The following is a 21,239-nucleotide window of genomic DNA, read 5'->3' as shown; positions in this document are numbered from 1 at the left end:
AAAAAGAGATGTGCAAGCTCAAAATTAAGAGTTTGCATATCTCTTTTTAGTTAAATTGAGATAGGAGAAGTTTAAATGAAAAGATATGTGTTTAAGAGAGTTGTTCAAGCAATACCAATGCTTATAACAATTTCAATGATTTCATTCTTGATTATGAATTTAGCGCCAGGAGACCCATCAAACGCTTTTGTAACGCCTAGAATGAATAAAATTCAGAGAGCAGAAACAAGGGAAAGATTGGGATTTAATAAACCTATAACGGTTAGATATGTGCGGTGGCTTAAAAATATTATAAAAGGAGATTTTGGGTATTCATTTATAAGTCATCAACCAATTTCAGAGGAAATTGCAGCTAGAGTACCGGTTACATTAGGTTTAATGGGTATTACAATGTTTATATCAATTATAATTTCTATTCCTTTAGGCATGCTTTGTGCATTTAGGAGAAATAAGTTATTTGATAACATTGTTACAGCTGTATGTTATGTTGGAATATCAATTCCAGAATTTTGGTTTGCAATGATGCTTATAGTTCTTTTTTCTGTAAAACTTTCAATATTGCCATCTATAGGTATGAGAGCTATAGGGATAGAAACAAATATAGATTTAATTAGGCACAGCATTATGCCCTGTATGGTACTTAGTTTTCCCAATATAGCTGTGTTAACTAGATATGTTAGGTCCAGTGCTATAAGTCAGTTAAAAGAAGATTATGTAATAACGGCTATAAGTAAAGGAGCGTCTCGAAATAGAATATTATTTTCACATGTTTTAAAAAATTCAATGATACCTTTTGTAACAATATTAGGAATGAGTTTACCAGAGCTTATTTCAGGATCTTTTATCACAGAGAGTATCTTTGGGTGGCCAGGCATGGGAAGATTTGGAGTAACTTCAGTATTTAATAGGGATTATCCAGCTATAATGGCAATTACTATGATTACTTCAATATTACTTATTTTAGGGAATCTAATATCAGATATACTATATACAACTCTTGATCCTAGAATAAAGGTGGTGGATAGACATGAGTAATAGTAAAGAGATGAATAGTGAGGAAAAGTGGGAAAAAATAAATATCCTTGAAAATACAGACATTGTTGAAAATGAAAATATTCTTAAAAACAGGGCTATGATTAACTTAAAGCTTCAATTTAAAAAGAATAAGTTTGCGCTAGTTTCATTAGTAATTCTATTTATAATTATAGTGAGCTCCTTGTTAGCTTTTTTATCACCTTATGACCCTAACAAGATTAATTTATCAGAAAAATTTTTATCACCTAATTTGAATCATTTTTTTGGAACAGATGAATTGGGAAGAGATTATTTTACTAGGGTGCTTTATGGGGGAAGGGTATCTTTAACAGTAGGGTTTGCTTCCATGTTTGTATCAGTTATCATTGGTACGCTAGTAGGGGTTATTAGCGGATATGTAGGTGGAATAGTTGATAGCATAAATATGAGAATAATAGATGTGTTTATGTGCATACCAACCTTTTTTTTAATTCTTATAGCTAATGCTTACTTAGGTTCAAGTATTATAAATATAATAGTTATCATTGGTATATTTGGTTGGATGGGTACCGCGAGAATTGTCCGTTCAGAGACATTATCCTTTAAAGAGCGGGAATATGTTATGGCATCAAAGTCTCTAGGCGCTAGCAATAAACACATAATTAAAAAACATATAATTCCTAACTTAATTTCATCTATTATTGTTATATCTAGTATAAGCATAGCAGGTGCAATACTTTCAGAATCAGCCTTAAGCTTCTTAGGGCTAGGGGTTCAAGAACCTATGGCATCCTGGGGAAGTATGCTACAAAAAGCGCAAGAAAATATACTCGATATACCATATTTATCCTTGTTCCCAGGTATAATAATATTGTTAACTGTACTAAGCTTTAATATATTAGGAGATGTATTAAGAATGGCATTAGATCCTAAGGTTAATGACGAAGGATAGCCAAAGTCGTGGATTATGCTGTGTTCATTTTATAATATATTAGAAATATGAAAAAGGTAACAAGTGCAATATATTAGTATACTTGTTATCTTTTTTAATATGCCTTAAAATAGAGTTAATATATAATTGATTATACATATAGAACCATGGTAATAATTAAAAATAACAATAGATTTCTGAGGAAGGATAAGCTTAATGGAAATAAACAACAAAGAAAAATCATTAGAAAATCAGCGAAAAGAATTAATTGTAATATTTAAACAAGAGGGGACTTTCCAATTTGACTTTCAAGCAACAAAAGAAAAATTAAGTGAAGAGCAAATTGCAATTCAAGAAGAAATAGATAATGCTTTTGCACAAAATGAAAATCAAGGTGTTTTTTTTCTTGGATTTTCAGAAAAAACAGAGGGGTTAACAGATTCTGTTACGTATTTAAGACTTATTATAGGCACCTTTATAAAAAAAATATCTATGAATCCAGATATTGAACTTTTACGTGAAAAAACTATAGTGGATATAGAAAAAGATGAAATTAAAGACTTACTTGATAGTGCGCCTTATTTGACTGGTCTAGAATACTTGAATTGTGAGTGGATTGAAAAACTATGGCAGAAGTTAAATAACTCTTTTAGTGAAATGATAGAGGATTATAAAGGAAGCGTTTCAGAATTTTTTTCTTCTTTCAGCACTAGTATTAACTTAGTTGGACGTATATTTTTCCATTTAGTTGAGAGTAAGAAGGATAGCTATCCTTTTGCATTTTTAGCAACTTACTCAGTAAATGATGCAAAAAGTGGCACATCAAAGCATCTTCCATTAAAGAATGCACTCATTGAATATGGAGAAAATAACAAAAAACTTTTAAATTTATTGTCAACAGTAAACAAGGCATCAGAAAAAAGCCAGCTGATTTCAGAACTTGTTGATACAGGTGAAATATTTCATCCCTTAGGTTTAAATGCGACGGAAGCGTACACATTTTTAAAAGAAATACCGCTGTATGAGGAGTCAGGTATATTATGTCGTATTCCAAGATGGTGGAAGAATAAATCAGAATCCTTAAGGATGTCTGTAAGTGTAGGGAACTCTACACCCTCAAGAGTAAATCTTGAAGCATTAGTGGATTTTGATGCAAAACTATTTCTAGGGGAAGAAACAATTACCGCTGATGAAATAAAAAAGCTCTTGTCAGAAGCAGAGGGATTAGCTTTTATAAAAGGAAAATGGGTAGAGGTTAATCATGAAAAACTAAAACAAATGCTGAAGGCTTTTGAAAAGGCACAGAAACTTATGGAAAGCAAAGACATAAATATGATTGAAGCAATGCAGTTTCAGTTAAATGCTCAAAAAGTATTGAATATTTCCAAAGATACCTTTGACCTTGAAGTTACAAATGGACAGTGGCTTAATTCAGTTGTTGACAAGTTATGTAATCCAGAAAGAATAGAAGAAATTAATTGTGGAGATGACTTTAATGCTAACTTACGTACTTATCAAGAGCGTGGTATAAGTTGGCTTCATTTTATGAAATCACTAGGCCTTGGAGCATGTCTTGCAGATGATATGGGACTTGGAAAAACAGTGCAAGTTATTGCACTTTTGAATTATATTAGGACAAATAAAAAAGAAAAAACATTGTTAATTATTCCAGCATCACTTATTGGTAACTGGATGAGTGAAATTCAAAAATTTGCACCTTCGCTAAGGTATTATGTTATACACCCTTCTGAAAATAAAAATTTAGGGGAAGATGATAGTAAGTATATGGCGAATTATGATCTTTTTATAACTACATATGCTATGATTTCAAAGTTTGAATGGATAAAAAATATAACTTGGGATTCAGTGATTTTAGATGAGGCTCAAGCTATAAAAAATCCAGGAAGCATGCAAACTAAAACAGTAAAACAATTAAAAGCTAGATATAGAATAGCGATGACAGGTACACCAATAGAAAACAGACTTTCAGATTTGTGGTCATTATTTGACTTTTTAAATAAGGGGCTTTTAGGAAGTGCAAAGGAATTTTCGGGATTTATAAAGAAACTTAAGGAAAGTCAGATGGACTATTCAAAACTTAAAAAGGTTGTAAGTCCATTTATTCTTAGAAGATTAAAAACGGACAAAACAGTCATTGATGATTTGCCAGAAAAAATAGAAATGAAAACTTATGCAACTCTTACTAAAAAACAAGTTATGCTTTACAATAAGTTGGTAATTGATTTAAAACAAAAACTTGAATCTAAAGAAGAGGGAATAGAGCGCAAGGGAATAGTAATTTCATCACTTATGAAATTCAAACAAATATGTAATCATCCCTCACAGTATTTAGGTCAAGATTCTTACATGGAAAATGAAAGTGGTAAATATGCAAGACTTCGTGAAATATGTGAAACTATTTACGAAAAAAGAGAAAGAGTTATTATATTTACACAATTTAAAGAGATAACAAAACCACTTAGTGATTTTCTAGAAACTGTATTTGAACATAAAGGGCTTATATTACATGGAGGGACAGCAATTAAAAAAAGAAAAGAACTTGTAGATAAATTCCAAGGTGAGGAGTATGTACCTTTTATGGTGCTTTCAATAAAAGCTGGGGGTGTAGGATTAAACCTTACAGCAGCTAATCATGTTATTCATTTTGATAGATGGTGGAATCCAGCTGTTGAAAATCAAGCAACAGATAGAGCGTTTAGAATAGGGCAAAAGAAAAATGTTATAGTTCATAAATTTATAACTAAAGGCACTATTGAAGAAAAAATAGATATGATGATTGAAGATAAAATTAAACTTTCTAGCGAAATTGTTCCGGATATTCAAGAAAGTTTTATTACTGAGATGACCAATAATGAGATAATGGATTTATTTAAATTACAAATATAATTTTTGGAGGGGAAGATATGTCTTATTACGGAGGCTTTCCTGCCTATGTACCAGTAGCCGAGAGAAAAGAGCGTGCAGCGGAAAGTGTTAAAAAATTAAAAAAGAAAAACCCGGATATTTCGCCAGTAGTTATAACAGGTAAAACTATAGCAAAAACTTGGTGGGGGAAAGCATGGAACAAGAACTTGGAAAGTTATGCAGATTATGCTAATCGAATCGCTCGCGGACGTAGTTATGTGAAAAATGGAGCAGTATTAGATCTTAAAATAACGGAGGGAAATATAAATGCTCTGGTGCAAGGAAGTGGATCAAAACCATATAAGCTGGATATTAATATAAAAGCACTACCAAAGAATATTTGGGAAGATATTATAAATCAATGCTTAGGAAAAATAGAATCTATTGAGGAACTAATTGAAGGAAAATTCCCCAAAACACTGGCTGATTTGTTTACATCAAAAGGTAATGGACTATTTCCAGCACCCAGTGAAATAGATTTAAAATGTAACTGCCCTGACTGGGCAAATATGTGCAAGCACCTAGCAGCGGTTTTATATGGCGTTGGAGCAAAACTTGATGATGAACCAGAACTGTTTTTTATTTTAAGACAGGTAAATATAAATGACCTTATTTCAGAAGCTATAAGCAAAAAAACACAGAATTTGCTTGAAAAATCTAAAGCTAAAGGTCGTAGGGTTATTGAAGAAACAGATATATTTGATATGTTTGGAATTGATATGGAAGTTCAAGGTGAAGATGAGGTTAAAAAATCTAAACCTAGAAAAAATAAATTAGAAGGAAGTAATACAAAAAGTAAAGTTAAATAAAATTTTGATATGTACAAGGAGATGGACTTAATGAATAAGAAAGTTATAAGATTTGGGGTTATAGGAACAAATAATATTACAGATTGGTTCCTAAATGGTGCTTCTCAGGTAAAAGATTTTATTTTAACAGCGGTATATTCAAGAAGTGAAGAAAAAGGAAAAGCCTTTGCAGAAAAACATAATGTAGAAAATGTTTTTACTGATTTATTTGAAATGGCCAAAAGTGATTTAATTGATGCGGTGTATATTGCATCCCCAAATGCAATTCATGCAGAGCAAGCTATAGTATTTCTAAATCATAAAAAACATGTGTTATGTGAAAAAGCTTTTGCATCAAATGCATCACAAGTAATTAGCATGATAAATGCTGCAAAAAATAACCAGGTTATTTTAATGGAGGCAATGAAAACAACAGAGCTACCTAATTTTAAAATTATTAAAGAGAATCTACATAGAATAGGTAAGGTAAGGAAATATTTTGGGAGCTATTGTCAATATTCTTCTCGATATGATAAATATAGAGAAGGAATAGTATTAAATGCATTTAATCAAAACCTATCTAATGGTGGGTTGATGGACATTGGTGTTTATTGTATTCATCCCATGATAAATTTATTTGGTAAACCTAAGGAAATAAAAGCAACTGCTTTAATTTTAGAATCTGGTGTTGATGGTGAAGGTAGCATAATATTTAAGTATGATGAAATGGATGCTATAGCTATGTATTCAAAAATAACAAATTCAAAATTGTATTCGGAGATTCAAGGAGAAGATGGGAATATAATAATTGAAAATATTAATAAATTTGAAAAGGTAAAAATAGTTTTTAGAGATGGAAAAGAAGAAGATCTAACACAATTTCATAATGAACATGATATGTGCTATGAAATAGATACCTTTATAACCATGATTAAAAATGGTGACATAGAGGGTAGCTCCAATTTATTACAAACTTCAAAGTGGGTAATGGAGACGATGGATGAAGTAAGGAAACAGATTGGCTTGGTTTTTCCAGCAGACTTGCAGTAATACCGTTTTATTGTTGAATTTATTATTTTACTCTGAATAATACAAATATTAATTTAGGTATTTATAATATTAAAAAGTGCAAGCTGCGTGGGTGGCACCTAATGTTTTTTGTTATTTTGGGTAGTATGTTACAATTAAAGTTGATGATGCTTAAGAGATAAAATGTAATAGTATTCTCGCAAAAATAGCACCTAAAACAAAAGGTAGTAATTATGCAACTAAAGGAGAGTCTTAAATTATGAGAAGAAACTATCCATGTATAGAGGTAAACCTAAGCAAAGTAACACATAACACTTCTGAAATTGTAAACATGTGCGAAAAAAAAGGAATAGCAGTTTTTGGGGTTACAAAATCTTATTGTGCCAATACACCGGTTACAAAAGCCATGGTTAAAGGTGGTATTAAGGGTATTGCTGACGCAAGAATAATGAATCTGAAAAAGGCTAAAGATATACAATGTGAAAAATTACTTTTAAGAATTCCAATGGGAAGTAATGCAGGTCTTGTAGTAAAGTATGCTGATATAAGTCTTAATTCAGAAATAGATACTATTAAAAAAATTTCTAAAGCTGCAAAGAGAATGAAAAAGACCCATAGTATTATATTAATGATTGATTTAGGAGATTTAAGAGAAGGTGTACTTGAAGAAAATGTGTTAGATATTGTAAAAGAAATTATTACTATTGATAATATAAAGCTTATAGGAGTGGGGACGAATCTAACTTGTTATGGAGGAGTTATCCCAGATGAAGATAATTTAGGTAAGCTAATTAAAATTAAAGAAAAAATTCAGCAAGAGTTAGGAATTCAGTTGCCTATTGTGTCAGGTGGAAATTCTAGTTCCCTTCCATTAGTGATGAATGATACTATTCCTAGTGGTGTAAACCAGCTTCGAGTAGGTGAGGCAATTGTTTTAGGCACAGAAACCGCTTATGGGCATAAAATAGATAATTGTCATAGTGACTGTTTTATACTTAAGGGAGAAATTATAGAAGTTAAGAATAAACCATCAGTTCCAACGGGTACAATTGGTATGAATGCATTTGGGAAAAAACCTGATTTCCAAGATAATGGTATAATAAGAAGAGCTATTATTGCTTTAGGTAGACAAGATATTCAAGTTGATGGGATATTCCCCTTAGATGAAAAAATTAAAATTCTAGGTGCAAGTAGTGATCATTTAATATTAGACATTACTGGATGTGAAAAAGACTATAGGGTGGGTGATGTGGTAGATTTTAATATGAACTATGCTTGTTTAATGCAATCTTCTACCTCCACTTATGTTAGTAAATACTATTTGGATTAGGGTTTATAAATAAGGTGCTTTTAAAAAATAGAAATAAATAGGAGGAGAATTACTTATGATTGATTCACATATACACACAGAGTTTTCTGCAGACTCTGAAATGAAACTTCAAAACGGTCTGGACCATGCGAGAAAGATTGGTTTAGGAATGACTATTACAGAGCATCTAGATTTTAAATTTCCAACAGGAACAGATTTTACTTTTGATATAGATAAGTATTTTAATGACTATGAGAAATATAGGGGTAGTAATTTTATGCTTGGAATTGAAATTGGAATGCAACAGGTTTGTTTAGAGGAAAATCGAGATATAATAAGCAAATATCCTTTTGACTATGTAATAGGATCTATACATGCAGCTGATGGAGCGGATATTTTCAATCCAAAGACTTATGTAGGTAAAACTAAAAAAGAAGTATTTGAACAATATTTTTCAAGTATGGTAGATTGCGTAAAACAGTATGACTTTATTGATAGTTTAGGACATATCGACTATATATCCAGATATGCGACTTATGAAGACAATGAAATATACTACCATGAATTTAAAGATTATATAGATGAAGTGTTAAAAGCTATAGTACATAATGAAAAAGTAATGGAGATTAATACTAGAAGACTGGGCAGTGTGGAAGCATATAATAATTTAATTCATGTTTATAGTGCATATAAACAAATAGGTGGTAAATACGTAACTATAGGTTCAGATGCTCATCATGCAGAAGATATTGGTAACAATTTTGTGTTAGCTAATAGGATATGCGAGATATGTAACTTAAAACCTGTATATTTCAAAAATAGAAAAATGGAGTATATGTCCTTGTTATAAAATGTATTTTAGGCACTTTCAAATAAATAGACAAGCCTTTAATCCTAATTTATTTGAAGGTGCCTTTTTTAAAATTAAAACACTTAACTAAATTTTAAAAATTGTAATATTTTCCGAGGGCGTTTTAATTGAAAAATTAAAATCCTTTTCTAGTAAATCACTTATTTCACGGAGTTTTTTATTAAGTGAATTTTTATAAAAAATTTCATCATCAAAGGTATTGGTATACATCATATTGTATTTACAATATTCGGCCTGTTTATAAATTTCATACATATATTGGTCCATATTAATATACATTTTTAATTCCCCCTTTTCATTAACAATAACTTCTTTAATTAATTCTTTATAAAGTATATGATTGTGGGGGACGGTTAATAATCAATTGTTACTTATAATTAATTTTAAGTAGTTGTTAACCCTCTCCAGTTAATGTTAAGATAGGTTACTAGTATGTTTTGAATTAAGGAGAACAAAAATGGGAAATAGCCAGTTAGTTAATCAAGTTATGGTATTATTTATTATTATGATGGTAGGTTTTTATGCTAAGAAAAAAAAGTTTCTTAATAATATTGTTGATAAAGGTCTATCGGAATTGCTATTAAATATTACTTTGCCTTTTATGATAGTTACATCATTTAATATTAAATACGAAGCAACCATGGTTAGTAATGCTCAAAAGCTTTTAATTTACTCTTTTTTAATACACATAAGTTTAGTATTTATTAGTAAGATGCTCTTTTTTAAGTTTCCGAGTAATAAACAACAGGTATTTAGGTTTATAACGATTTTTTGCAATGTAGGGTTTATGGGTTATCCAGTGCTTGAAAGCATTTATGGATCAATAGGTGTTTTTTATGCAGCAATATTCAATATTCCTTTTAACCTTTTGGTGTGGACAGTAGGTGTTATGCTATACACTGGAGAGAAGGATTTTAAATCCATGAGGAAAGCAATAACAAACCCAGCGATTATAGCTGTCATCATCGGTTTGATTTTATTTGCATTTTCAATAAGATTACCATTACCTATTGAAAATTCCTTAAAACTAATGGGATCTACCACAACACCAATATCTATGATAATTGTTGGTTCAATGCTGGCGGAAATTGAATTTAAAAATATTTTTTCTGATTTGTCTATATACTATGTTACAATAGTTAGGCTTTTGATAGTTCCAATGATTGTTTATGTAGTGTTTAATTTTTTAAAGGTTGATGAATTATTAACAAACATATGTGTTATACTGCAAGCAATGCCTGCAGCAGTAATAACTGCAATAATTGCTGAAAAACATGGTGGGGATAGTTTGCTTGCCTCACAGTGTGTATTTATAACTACAATAATTTCTGTAATAACTATACCTATAGTAATATTATTTTTATAAAATAATTAAATTGATTATATTGTGAGTATCTCTATAAGTGGTAATCTAAAAATAGTGCACAGTGTTTACCTGTGCACTATTTTTATTTGCAAATGGTTATAAAAATTATTTATCAAAAAGAGTTTTTTTCATATTTTGATATTTCGAAATGTAATAATCTCTTTTGGATGAAATTTTATTTAGGGCATAAGCTAATATATCAATTTCTGAGTAGCTATTATATAGTCCAAAGCTTATTCTAACCATTCCAGGACGATTTAAGTCAGGATTTGCTATGAGATTACTTGAAAATTCACTAGAAATATTTAGAAGTGAAGCCATGTAGGGCTGAGCACAAAAACATCCACTTCTTACCGAAATGCCCCATTCATAAGAAAGAATTTTTGCGACTGTAGCGTGGTGAATTCCATCAATATTAAAGGGAATTAGACTAACTCTCTCAACTTCTTTAGAAGTGTCACAATATATTTTTAAATTTGGAATATTTTTTATTTGAGAAATAGCATAGGCTGTCAATCTCTTTTCTACATGCTCCACGTTATTCATACCAATTTTATTCAAAGTCTTAATAGCGGATGTCAGAGCTATGGCGCCGATAACATTTGGGGAGCCAGCCTCATGCCTCTGGGGAGATTCATTCCACTTTATAAAATCATGAGTTACAATATCTACTGTTCCACCACCTACCAAATCAGGGTTGCACTTATCAAAAACACACTTCGGTCCAATTAATACTCCAATGCCAAAGGGGGCATACATTTTATGGGCAGAGAAAATTAAAAAATCTATATTATATTCTGAGTTTTTATTATTCATAATAAAAGGAGCATGGGGTATTAATTGTGCGCCATCCACAAGTAATTTTGAACCAAATCTATGAACTAATTTGGCTATATTATAAATAGGATTTTTATAGCCTGTTACATTTGAAGCACCTGTAATTGTAACTAGCTTTATATAATTATTATATTTATTTAACTTAGCTTCTAAATCCTCTAAAGATAGCCTACCAGATGCATCTGTAGATATATAGTCTACAATAAATTTATCTCTCCAAGGCAGGTCATTAGAGTGATGCTCCATGGCTGTTGACAAAATAACATTTTTACTAGAGGGCTCGTATAATAAATTGGAAAGTTTGTTATAGGCTTCAGTGGAATTTTTAACATAAATAACTGTATTATTACAATCAGCTTTAACAAACTTGCTGACAATATTTCTAGACTCCTCATATAATTTAGTAGTAAGTTGAGACTTAAATCCTTCACCACGATGAATGGAGGAATACCAAGGAGCAAATCTCACAACATCTTCCATAACAGACTTAAAAGGGGGTGTGGTTGCTGCGTTATCAAAATTAATTGCAGTAACGCTTTTCCCAGATATAAGAGGTACCTTTTTGTTTATGCCAAGGATTAAATCTCTGTAGCTTGTACTATCCTCTCTATAGGACATAATACTCCTCCTCGTAAAATTATTCACAGTATATAGTATTAGTTCTAGGAGGAAAAGGTGATAAAAAGTCATAAATATGGGGAGCAAAGACTTTATGAGTCTTTCTTGTTAATGTATTCAAAACACGGATCCTCATTATTAACATAATTTTGTATGGTAAGCGCTATGTTAACATCTGGAAAAAGTGATGGCAGGGTATCATCTTTAATAATTTTGTAGTATTTAGTAGAATAACAAACTGTAAGTCCAAAATTTTTTAAAATAAACCGTTGCACTTCACCATAGCAGTTTGGCTTTCCACCAGTGGGTTCACCTAAAAATATTGCTGAGGTATTTTCTTTTAAGAAAAAGGAATTTAACAGAGCCGAGGAAAAAGTCTCTCGTCCTATTATTATAAAAAGCCTACCAGTTTTATTGATTTTATCACAATTTTTTATATCCTCAATAAATGGATTTAATAATGAAGAATTACCACCAAAGTTATTTCGCAAATCAATTATGAGTTTTTCTACGACATGTGCTTCAATAAAATTGATGAGTTCACTGCAAAAGGTAACCACATCTTTAGTCGACATATCTTTGCAAGCATTGTATTTAAAGTACACAATATTAGAAACATCTATGTATTCGAACCAGTAATTTTTGTGGCTATTTCTTCTATAAAGAGGTAAATTGGTGCTATACATTAAATCATTATTAATTAAACTGTACAATTCTTTCCATTCTCGAAGAGGCATAGATTTTATTTCTAAAGTTCTTTCTTTCCTGTTTTTATCTTCAAATGTCAATTCTAAGCTATCAATATCATTAACAAGTCCCAAATCGTATAGTAATTCAATAGCAGGGAAGTATTTAGGCAGTTGTGATTTAAAATAGGTTTCATTTTCATAGGAAATGATTGAGCTTAAAATATAAATAACCTCTTCTATATCGATGTTATTTACTTTTATTATTTTGCAATACAGTATTTCCTTGTACTGCTGCGGGGCTACTATTACGTAGATTCCATCAGCAAACCAATACAATTCTAAGGGAAGCAAGAGATTAATATTTAAGGGTACATAGGTGTGAGCATCTCCAATGGAGGCAACGATTTTAGCAATTTGCAACTTTATTTCATAGTCACTGAGGGATTCAATGTCCCTTTTCAAACTGTCTATTTCCTTGAAAAAATCCGCTTTGCTTTTTTGAAAAAATAAATTTTTATGTTTTAAAGGAAGTTCACAAGAGAAGAAATTAATATCCTCTAACCACCTTGTATCTCTATTTGAATCCATAGATTAATCTCCTTTGTTTAATCTTATACCTATAATTATCCCACAAAATATAATGTATTTGTGAGATAATTATATCTTTTATTAGACCTTGGTTTATGCATTAACTATTTCATAAGCAGCATTAAAATCAATATTTATTTGCTCACCAGTAACCATATTTTTTATAGTGGCTGTTTTATTTTCAGCTTCCTTTTCACCAATTAAAATTACAAAAGGAATACCTAATTTATCTGCATATCCAAGTTTCTTTACTAGTTTAGACTCCTCAAGGTATATTTCTGTGATTACTCCCTTATCCCTTAAAAAATTTGCAAGAGAAATTCCATAATCAATATTATTATCAAGTGGTATTACTAGGACTTTTGTTATAGACTTATTAGTATCATTTTTAAAGAATCCAGCCTCATTTAATTGATAAAATAACCTAGTAAGGCCGATTGATATGCCCACTCCTGGTAGTTTTTGTTTTGTATAATATTCTGCTAAATTGTCATATCGTCCACCTGAACACACAGAACCAATGGACGGGTATTCATTTAAAAATGTTTCATAAACTGTTCCTGTATAATAATCAAGACCTCTGGTTATTTTTAAATCTATTTTGAAATTATCATCAGGAACTCCAAATAGTTTTACATATTTAGTAACTATTGAAAGCTCCTCAACACCATCTTTAAAGTTTGTATTAGAAATATTTAAATTATTTAATAATAATAAAATATCATGATTGCTTCCACTTATATCAATAAATTCAAAGATTCTTTCTACAATTTCACTACTTAAGCCACAACTTAATAGCTCCTGGGTGGCATTTGATGTCCCAATTTTATTAATCTTATCAATAACCCTTAAAACATCTGAACTATCTTGAATTTCTAGTGCTTCAAAAAATCCATTTAACAGTTTTCTATTGTTTATTTTTATAGTAAAATCCTGGAAGCCTAGGTTATTGAATACTGAGTAAATAATACTAGGTATTTCAGCATCATTTAAAATATTTAAATTGCCATTTCCAACAATATCAATGTCACATTGGTAAAATTCACGAAAGCGCCCCTTTTGGTTTCTCTCTCCTCTATATACTTTTCCAATTTGGTATCTTCTAAAAGGGAAAGTCAAAGAACTATAATTTTGAGCCACATACCTGGCTAAGGGCACAGTTAAATCAAATCTAAGAGATAAGTCAGTACTACCCTTTAAAAATCTATAAATTTGCTTTTCAGTTTCTCCTCCTCCTTTTGCCAGTAGGATTTCAGATTTCTCTATTACTGGTGTATCTATAGCCATAAATCCAAAGCTTTCATAAGTCGTCCTTATTGTATCTGCTAATTTGTTGAACTGAATTTGATCCCCTGGCAGTAACTCCATAAAGCCAGGCAAAATTGATGGTTTTACCATGTCAATTTTCATTTTTAATACCTCCTTTTAAAATATAAAAAACCCCCCGTAAGTGATGAACCTACGTGGGTGGAATTCTTCAAAAGCATTTTAAAAATTATACTATATATAATTAAATTCTTCAACAGCTAATATAAATTTCCTTAGTGCTTAAGTCGAAAATATTATTTTAAACTATCATTATACAATATAATTTTCCGATTTTCGTGCTTTATAATATGTAATTAAGAGCATTATGGATATATAAGAGGGTTATTAATGGACAATTCAATAATTTAGCTTATAGATGTAAAAAATATTGAAAAATCGCCATATTTATAGTTGACAACTTTACTAGGGTTTGATATTATAATTTTAGAAAGTATAGTAAAACACCCTACTTTGAAGGAGTGATTATATGAAATTATCTACTAAGGGAAGATATGGTGTTAAAGCTATGGTAGATTTAGCTATAAATTATGGAGAACAACCTATATCTATAAAAAGTATATCCGAAAGACAAAGTATTTCTGAATATTATTTAGAGCAATTATTTTCTTCTCTTAGAAAAGCCAAACTTATTAAAAGTGTAAGGGGAGCTCAAGGTGGGTATATACTGAATAGAGCCCCAGAGGAAATAACTATATATGATGTTATTAATGTACTTGAAGGACCAATTGAAATCTCGGATTGTCTTGAAGAAGGCTCCTGCAATAATATTGATTGTTGTGCTACCAGATTATTATGGAAAAAAATAAAAAACAGTATAGATAGCGTGACTACTTCAATAACGCTGCAAGATATTGTTGATGATTATAATGAAATAACATTAAATAAAGGAGTGAAAGATAATGAATAAATCAATTTACATGGACCATGCTGCAACCACTTATACTAAACCGGAAGTTTTAGATGCGATGATTCCTTATTTCACAACATACTTTGGAAATCCATCATCAATTTATACTCTAGCAAGAGAAACTAAAAAAGCCATTGATGTTGCAAGAGATAAGATTGCAAAAGCTATAAATGCTAATGAAAATGAAATTTTCTTTACTGGTGGAGGCTCAGAAGCAGATAATTGGGCAATAAAGGGAATAGCTTCTGCGTGTAAGCAAAAGGGAAATCATATAATAACAACAACAATTGAACATCATGCTGTATTACATACTTGTGAATATTTAGCTAAAAACGGATATGATATTACATATTTACCAGTAGATGAATATGGTCTTATTAATATTAAGGATTTGGAAAGCGCTATTACAGATAAAACTATCCTAGTATCAGTAATGTTTGCTAACAATGAAATTGGAACAATAGAGCCAATAAAAGAAATAGGCGCATTATGCAGAAGTAAGAAAATACTTTTTCATACAGATGCAGTTCAAGCGGTAGGTCATATTCCAGTAGATGTAAAAGAAATGAACATAGATTTATTATCAATAGCTGCTCATAAATTTTATGGTCCTAAGGGTGTTGGAGCATTATATGTAAAAAAAGGTATTAAAATAGATAATTTAATACATGGTGGTGGACAAGAAAGAAATAGAAGAGCCGGCACTGAAAATGTGGCTGGCATAGTAGGTTTTGGTAAAGCTATTGAAATAGCAACTCAAAACATGGAAGAAAACAATAAAAAGATGGTTTATTTAAGAGATAAACTTATGAATGGATTATTAGAAATACCATATACAAGATTAAATGGGCCAAGAGGAGAAAATAGACTTCCCGGTAATTCAAATGTATGTTTTAGGTTTATAGAAGGCGAATCTATACTACTTATGTTAGATGCCAATGGTATAGCAGGTTCTAGCGGAAGTGCCTGTACATCTGGGTCTTTAGATCCATCTCACGTTTTACTAGCAATAGGCCTGGAGCATGAAATAGCTCATGGATCTCTAAGATTATCTTTAGGTGATGAAACTACTGAAGAAGAAGTAGATTTTGTGTTAAAAACAGTGCCAGGAATTATTCAAAGATTAAGAGATATGTCACCATTATACGATGACTACTTAAAGAAGGGGGAAAAATAATATGATATACAGTGAAAAAGTTATGGATCATTTTACAAATCCAAGAAATGTAGGAGAAATTCTAAATGCTGATGGAATTGGTGAAGTTGGCAACGCTAAATGTGGAGATATTATGAAGGTTTATTTAAAAGTAGAAAAGAATATAGTGGTAGATGCAAAGTTTAAAACTTTTGGTTGTGGGTCTGCTATAGCATCTTCAAGTATGGCGACTGAACTTATTAAGGGTAAATCTGTAGATGACGCATGGACATTAACAAATCAAGCTGTAGCTGAAGCTCTAGACGGACTTCCACCAATAAAAATGCATTGCTCAGTCCTTGCTGAAGAAGCTATTCACAAAGCAATTAATGATTATAGAAGCAAAGCTGGACTTGAAGTATGGGATTACACAGAACACGATGATATACATGCCGAGGTGCACGGAGAATAGGGGATATTTTATGAAAAAAAAAGTAGTTATTGGAATGAGCGGAGGAGTAGATAGCTCTGTAGCTGCATATCTTTTGAAAGAGCAAGGCTATGAAGTTATAGGAATTATGATGAAGCTCTCTGAGGATAATCCTGATTATGAAGAAAATGAAGGTGGATGTTGTTCTATTTCTGCTGCAAATGATGCAAGGCGTGTTGCAGATGTATTAGATATACCCTTTTATGTTATGAATTTTAAGGATGCTTTTAAAACAAATGTTATTGATAACTTTATTGATGAATATATGGAAGGCAGAACGCCTAACCCATGTATTGTGTGTAATAAGGATATTAAATTCAAAGAATTTTTAAGAAAAGCTGAGGCTCTTGGAGCTGATTATATAGCTACAGGTCACTATGCTAAAATAGAAAAACAAGAAGAAAGATATGTGCTTAAAAAAGCTGATGATAATAAAAAAGACCAAACTTACGCTTTGTATAGTTTAACTCAATATCAATTAAGCCATACTTTAATGCCTTGTGGAGACTATTCAAAGCCAGAAATACGCAATATTGCAGAGAAAATAGGATTAGAAGTTTTCAGAAAAAAAGATAGCCAAGAAATTTGTTTTATACCTGATAATGACCATGGGGCTTATATTAAAAAGTATAGTGGTAGGGAAATAAAATCAGGTAACTTTGTTGATAAGAATGGAAAAGTTTTAGGAAAACACAAAGGAATCGTGTACTATACTATAGGTCAGCGAAAAGGGCTAGGTATAGCATTAGGGAAACCTGTTTTTGTTACTGATATTAATCCACTAACTAACGGAGTGGTTTTAGGTGACGAAGAAGATATTTTTAAAACTGAGCTTATAGCAAAAGATTTAAATTTCATTTTATTTGATAAACTTAAGGCTAGTTTAAGAGTTACAGCTAAGATTAGATATTCTGCAAAGCCACAACTTGCTACTTTAATTCCATTAGAAAACAACAGGGTAAAACTTGTTTTTGATGATAAGCAAAGAGCTATAACCAAAGGACAATCAGTAGTTTTTTATTCGGAAAACCTAGTAGTTGGTGGAGGTATAATAGAGGAAGTTTTATAAGTAAAGCTACTTTGGTAGATAATTTAAGCAGAGGGATATCTAGCTAAAAAGCTAGGTGTCCCTCTGTATTTATATGTGGAAAAGGAGAATAATTATGATGTATAGTGATAAGGTTATGGAGCATTTTTATAGTCCAAGAAATGTGGGAATATTAGGTGATGCTAACGGTATTGGAGAGGCAGGAGATCCTAATTGTGGGGATATAATGAAAATATATATAAAAGTTGAAAACAATATAATAAAGAGTGTTAAGTTTAAGGCTTTTGGTTGCGGATCTGCAATAGCGTCTTCTAGCATTGCCACAGAACTTGTAAAGGGCAAAACCACAGAAGAGGCATGGAAACTAACCAATAAATCAGTTATTGAAGCACTGGAAGGATTACCCTCATCAAAAGTGCATTGCTCAGTGCTGGCAGAACAAACTATACATAATGCAATAAATAATTATAGAGGGTTACAAAATCTTGAACTTTGGAAAGATGATTTAAAATAAATATATTTAATAAGGCTAAGAAAAAATAGTTAACCATACACTCATATGCAACTGCATCTTTATTCATTTATAAAGTATATTAATAATCATTCAAATACTTAACATAGATATATTGCTTACCTAATTTTTTTCATATAACTCATAGAATTAAATTTACTATGTATAACATCAATTTTTTTAAGTGGAAGTTGATGAACGTCATAAAAAGGAAAGTCTCTTATGTTTATAAGTGGGAGGATAACAGTGGTGAATTGGTATCTGTCCTAGAAGAATACAAAAAAACTGATTTTAAAGCAAAAAAAACTAGTATTTGCAAAACAATATACAATATATTGGAATAATGTTATAATTGGAGCTAGGAATAAAATGTAACTTATTGAATATTTAAACAACAGCGAACAACTTCTGTTCGCTGAAAATTATTCATCCTTGTGAATTTAAAAATAGTATTAAATATTTTAGGAGGCAGTATTTATGTTATATATATTTATGGGACCAAGTTGCTCAGGTAAATCATCTGCGGCAGAAGAGTTAAAAAAACTTATTAATGTACAAATTTATACTGGCAAAGATTATTTGCGTATAGTGAAAAATGAATATGAGGCCTGGGAAATTTTCAATGAAAAATTAAAGGAAGCTTCAAATAATAAAGATTTAAATTCTCAATCAATTGTTTATATTATCTCAGAAAAGAATGATGTGTCAAAAATTCAATCTCTTGAGAATGCCGTTACAATAAAATTCACAGCTAGCTTAGAAATCATTAAATCAAGATTTTCCAAAAGAATGAAAGGAAATATACCAAAACCAGTAGAAAAAATGATAGAACGACAGCTAATGGATTGGAAAAACATAGATGTAAAGCTGTTTGTTGATACAAGTGTTGAAGAGCCTGATGAAGTAGCTAAAAAAGTCTATGATTTTGCTTTGAAAATTTGTGAGTAATTTAATGTGAAATAACAAAATACTTATTTTTAACAAATATCTTTAGTTTATGTAATAATTTTTATACTGATTGGAAAACATAACTATAACTAAAAATAATTAAGTTATTTTCATTTAGGAGATATTATGTTTAAAAGTAAAGATTTTATATTTATGGACGTTGTCAGTGTGAAGGGTAAGAAAATAGGATTTATCAAAGATCTTTTAATCGATTTTAATAGGGGTAAGGTAATTGGATTTGAAGTATCTCCTTATAAACTTTTCCATAAAAACGTAAGTGTATTAAGGGAAGACATTATATATTTTAATAAACATATGGTAGTGAAAAAGATTGAGAGAAATAAATATCTACCTTTGCATAGCTTTGTTAATATGGATGTTATAGATAAATGTAGAAATGTATTTGGTATGGTTGAAGATATTACTTTTGCATATGATACTTTTGAAATTAAAGGAATTATAGTCTCTTCTGGATTTATTACAAATTTACTTAGAGGGAAGATGATAATACTAATAAATGAATTAATACTTGGAGAAGAGAATATTTTATACCTTCCAAATTGCCATAATTCTTTTTTGAAAAGTATGCCACATAACTTCTTTATAGAGGGTAAAGCACATGAAGAAAATTAGTAAAAAAAAATTAGCTATGACTATTATAAGTATTATTATTTTTGTAGTGATATTCATTATTGCAATAAGAATACCTATAATTAAACAATTAGTAAATTTGGTGTTCATTTCCTTTATTGTGGCATATATACTAAAACCACTGTATATGGTTTTAATTGGGAAAGGTGTAAATAAAAAAGTAGCGTCTTCGCTAATAATAGTGGCACTAATAGGTTTAATATTTTTAACCTTTATAGTGTTAATTCCATCAATATTTAGAGAAGGTTTAAACATAAATAAGGCGATATATGATTTAGAAAATTATTTGACCAATGCAAATATGAAATTTAAAATATTAAGCACTAACAAGTTCATGAGTAGTGTTATGAATACCATATACCACAAATTAAATGCTCAAATACTTGTAATATTTGATAATATATTTGAGTCTATAATGGGGCTTGGTGAGAATATAATCACTTATATGGTTTCGCCTCTAATAATTTATTATTTTTTATGTGATAGTGAAAATATGATAAATAAGACATTGATAGTCTTTCCTCCTGAAAGCAGAAACATAATAAAAAAAATCATAGAGGATATTGATAAAGTATTGGGAAGATATATTATAAGTCAACTTATTTTATGTGGGATTATAAGCATTGCTACTTTTTTCATTTTAATATTTATGAAAGTTGATTTTCCACTTATACTTTCATTAATAAATGGAATTTTTAATATAATACCTTATTTTGGACCTATATTTGGCGTAATTCCTGCAATTTTAATAGGGCTACTTGATTCACCTAAAATAGCGTTATATACAGCATTGTGGCTATTTGTACTTCAACAAATTGAAGGGAATATATTGTCTCCAAAAATAATTGGAGAAAGTATAAGTATGCATCCCTTAACAGTAATATTATTATTAATTTTAGGCGGTAAAGTTGGCGGAATTTTAGGCATGATACTTGCAGTACCACTAGGAGTAGTGATTAAAGTTATATACGAGGACCTAAACTATTATTTATTTTAAAAATTATAAATATATTATTTTTTTATATATAGTATATATTGATGTGTTAAGGTAAAATATGCTATAATGTAGTTGTATAATTTAATACTTGGTAATGATAAGAACTAGTAAATATATTTTTGCATTTAGAGAGGAAGTGGATGGTGAAAACTTCTTGTTAGATATATTGAAGCTGTCTTTGAACCGTTTTTCTTGAGAGATATTGCAGTGTAATTAATTGTTATTAATTATATAGCGGTATAATTAGGGTGGTAACGC

General features: G+C 30.3%; 20 protein-coding genes and 1 other annotated feature (1 of these 21 only partly in view). Of the genes, 16 read left to right on the top strand and 4 right to left on the bottom strand.

Translation table 11 applies throughout. The features are described from left to right. The first annotated feature begins 75 nt into the window (after window positions 1-75). From ACREV6_RS19855 to ACREV6_RS19825, 7 genes are all read left to right on the top strand, one after another. Window positions 76-1,035: an ABC transporter permease gene (locus ACREV6_RS19855; protein ID WP_431579781.1), complete on the top strand. Its 960-nt coding sequence runs from the start codon at window positions 76-78 to the stop codon at window positions 1,033-1,035. A 97-nt stretch (window positions 1,036-1,132) separates the two neighbouring features. After that, a complete protein-coding gene (locus tag ACREV6_RS19850) occupies window positions 1,133-1,966 on the top strand; it encodes an ABC transporter permease (protein ID WP_431580045.1) in 834 nt (277 codons plus the stop codon). 195 nt (window positions 1,967-2,161) lie between these two features. Further along, on the top strand, window positions 2,162-4,852 hold the full coding sequence (locus ACREV6_RS19845; RefSeq protein WP_431579780.1) for a DEAD/DEAH box helicase: 2,691 nt from the start codon (window positions 2,162-2,164) through the stop codon (window positions 4,850-4,852). A gap of 17 nt (window positions 4,853-4,869) precedes the next feature. Further along, on the top strand, window positions 4,870-5,679 hold the full coding sequence (locus ACREV6_RS19840; protein WP_431579779.1) for an SWIM zinc finger family protein: 810 nt from the start codon (window positions 4,870-4,872) through the stop codon (window positions 5,677-5,679). Between the two features lie 30 nt (window positions 5,680-5,709). After that, window positions 5,710-6,708 (top strand): Gfo/Idh/MocA family protein, encoded by a 999-nt coding sequence (locus ACREV6_RS19835; RefSeq protein WP_431579778.1) that lies wholly within the window; start codon window positions 5,710-5,712, stop codon window positions 6,706-6,708. A 238-nt stretch (window positions 6,709-6,946) separates the two neighbouring features. Beyond that, window positions 6,947-8,017: an ornithine racemase Orr gene (gene orr, locus ACREV6_RS19830; protein WP_431579777.1), complete on the top strand. Its 1,071-nt coding sequence runs from the start codon at window positions 6,947-6,949 to the stop codon at window positions 8,015-8,017. Between the two features lie 55 nt (window positions 8,018-8,072). After that, complete coding sequence (locus ACREV6_RS19825; protein WP_431579776.1) at window positions 8,073-8,846, top strand: histidinol phosphate phosphatase; 774 nt, start codon at window positions 8,073-8,075, stop codon at window positions 8,844-8,846. A gap of 87 nt (window positions 8,847-8,933) precedes the next feature. On the opposite strand, the gene ACREV6_RS19820 is transcribed toward ACREV6_RS19825, so the two are convergent. Continuing rightward, window positions 8,934-9,146: a hypothetical protein gene (locus tag ACREV6_RS19820; RefSeq protein WP_431579775.1), complete on the bottom strand. Its 213-nt coding sequence runs from the start codon at window positions 9,144-9,146 to the stop codon at window positions 8,934-8,936. Between the two features lie 178 nt (window positions 9,147-9,324). Between ACREV6_RS19820 and ACREV6_RS19815 the strand changes: the two genes are divergently transcribed. Then, entirely contained in the window at window positions 9,325-10,233 is a 909-nt protein-coding gene (locus tag ACREV6_RS19815) for an AEC family transporter (RefSeq protein ID WP_431579774.1), read from the top strand. Window positions 10,234-10,338: 105 nt separating this feature from the next. On the opposite strand, the gene ACREV6_RS19810 is transcribed toward ACREV6_RS19815, so the two are convergent. From ACREV6_RS19810 to hisS, 3 genes are all read right to left on the bottom strand, one after another. Further along, the gene (locus tag ACREV6_RS19810; protein ID WP_431579773.1) at window positions 10,339-11,688 is read right to left on the bottom strand and encodes an aminotransferase class V-fold PLP-dependent enzyme; all 1,350 of its coding nucleotides are present in this window, start codon (window positions 11,686-11,688) and stop codon (window positions 10,339-10,341) included. Window positions 11,689-11,780: 92 nt separating this feature from the next. Further along, window positions 11,781-12,965: a S41 family peptidase gene (locus ACREV6_RS19805; protein WP_431579772.1), complete on the bottom strand. Its 1,185-nt coding sequence runs from the start codon at window positions 12,963-12,965 to the stop codon at window positions 11,781-11,783. Window positions 12,966-13,058: 93 nt separating this feature from the next. Continuing rightward, window positions 13,059-14,375 (bottom strand): histidine--tRNA ligase, encoded by a 1,317-nt coding sequence (gene hisS, locus ACREV6_RS19800; protein ID WP_431579771.1) that lies wholly within the window; start codon window positions 14,373-14,375, stop codon window positions 13,059-13,061. A 385-nt stretch (window positions 14,376-14,760) separates the two neighbouring features. Between hisS and ACREV6_RS19795 the strand changes: the two genes are divergently transcribed. The 8 genes from ACREV6_RS19795 to ACREV6_RS19760 all read left to right on the top strand — a co-directional run bounded on the left by ACREV6_RS19795 (window position 14,761) and on the right by ACREV6_RS19760 (window position 20,981). Continuing rightward, on the top strand, window positions 14,761-15,201 hold the full coding sequence (locus ACREV6_RS19795) for an RrF2 family transcriptional regulator (protein ID WP_431579770.1): 441 nt from the start codon (window positions 14,761-14,763) through the stop codon (window positions 15,199-15,201). Then, window positions 15,194-16,378: a cysteine desulfurase NifS gene (gene nifS / locus ACREV6_RS19790; RefSeq protein WP_431579769.1), complete on the top strand. Its 1,185-nt coding sequence runs from the start codon at window positions 15,194-15,196 to the stop codon at window positions 16,376-16,378. The genes ACREV6_RS19795 and nifS overlap by 8 nt, the downstream gene beginning before the upstream one ends. A 1-nt stretch (window position 16,379) precedes the next feature. Continuing rightward, window positions 16,380-16,808, top strand: a complete 429-nt coding sequence (gene nifU, locus ACREV6_RS19785; protein ID WP_431579768.1) for a Fe-S cluster assembly scaffold protein NifU — start codon at window positions 16,380-16,382, stop codon at window positions 16,806-16,808. A 10-nt stretch (window positions 16,809-16,818) separates the two neighbouring features. Next, window positions 16,819-17,895 carry a tRNA 2-thiouridine(34) synthase MnmA gene (gene mnmA, locus ACREV6_RS19780; protein WP_431579767.1) on the top strand — a complete coding sequence of 359 codons (1,077 nt, stop codon included), beginning with the start codon at window positions 16,819-16,821 and terminating at the stop codon, window positions 17,893-17,895. A gap of 97 nt (window positions 17,896-17,992) precedes the next feature. Further along, window positions 17,993-18,388, top strand: coding sequence for a Fe-S cluster assembly scaffold protein NifU (gene nifU / locus ACREV6_RS19775; protein ID WP_503417275.1), 396 nt, complete (start codon window positions 17,993-17,995; stop codon window positions 18,386-18,388). A 474-nt stretch (window positions 18,389-18,862) separates the two neighbouring features. Continuing rightward, the gene (locus ACREV6_RS19770) at window positions 18,863-19,333 is read left to right on the top strand and encodes a hypothetical protein (RefSeq protein WP_431579766.1); all 471 of its coding nucleotides are present in this window, start codon (window positions 18,863-18,865) and stop codon (window positions 19,331-19,333) included. Between the two features lie 126 nt (window positions 19,334-19,459). Next, the gene (locus tag ACREV6_RS19765) at window positions 19,460-19,966 is read left to right on the top strand and encodes a PRC-barrel domain-containing protein (protein WP_431579765.1); all 507 of its coding nucleotides are present in this window, start codon (window positions 19,460-19,462) and stop codon (window positions 19,964-19,966) included. Beyond that, window positions 19,953-20,981, top strand: a complete 1,029-nt coding sequence (locus ACREV6_RS19760; RefSeq protein WP_431579764.1) for an AI-2E family transporter — start codon at window positions 19,953-19,955, stop codon at window positions 20,979-20,981. Before ACREV6_RS19765 ends, ACREV6_RS19760 begins: the two co-directional genes overlap by 14 nt. Window positions 20,982-21,066: 85 nt before the next feature. After that, window positions 21,067-21,239 (top strand) — a binding site (T-box leader) (it continues 20 nt past the right edge of the window).

The organism is Clostridium sp. (assembly GCF_050717515.1).
In the GTDB taxonomy this organism is placed as follows: domain Bacteria; phylum Bacillota; class Clostridia; order Clostridiales; family Clostridiaceae; genus Clostridium_AD.
The sequence above is the reverse complement of the archived record's forward strand: the minus strand, read 5'-3'. Positions and strand labels throughout refer to the sequence as shown.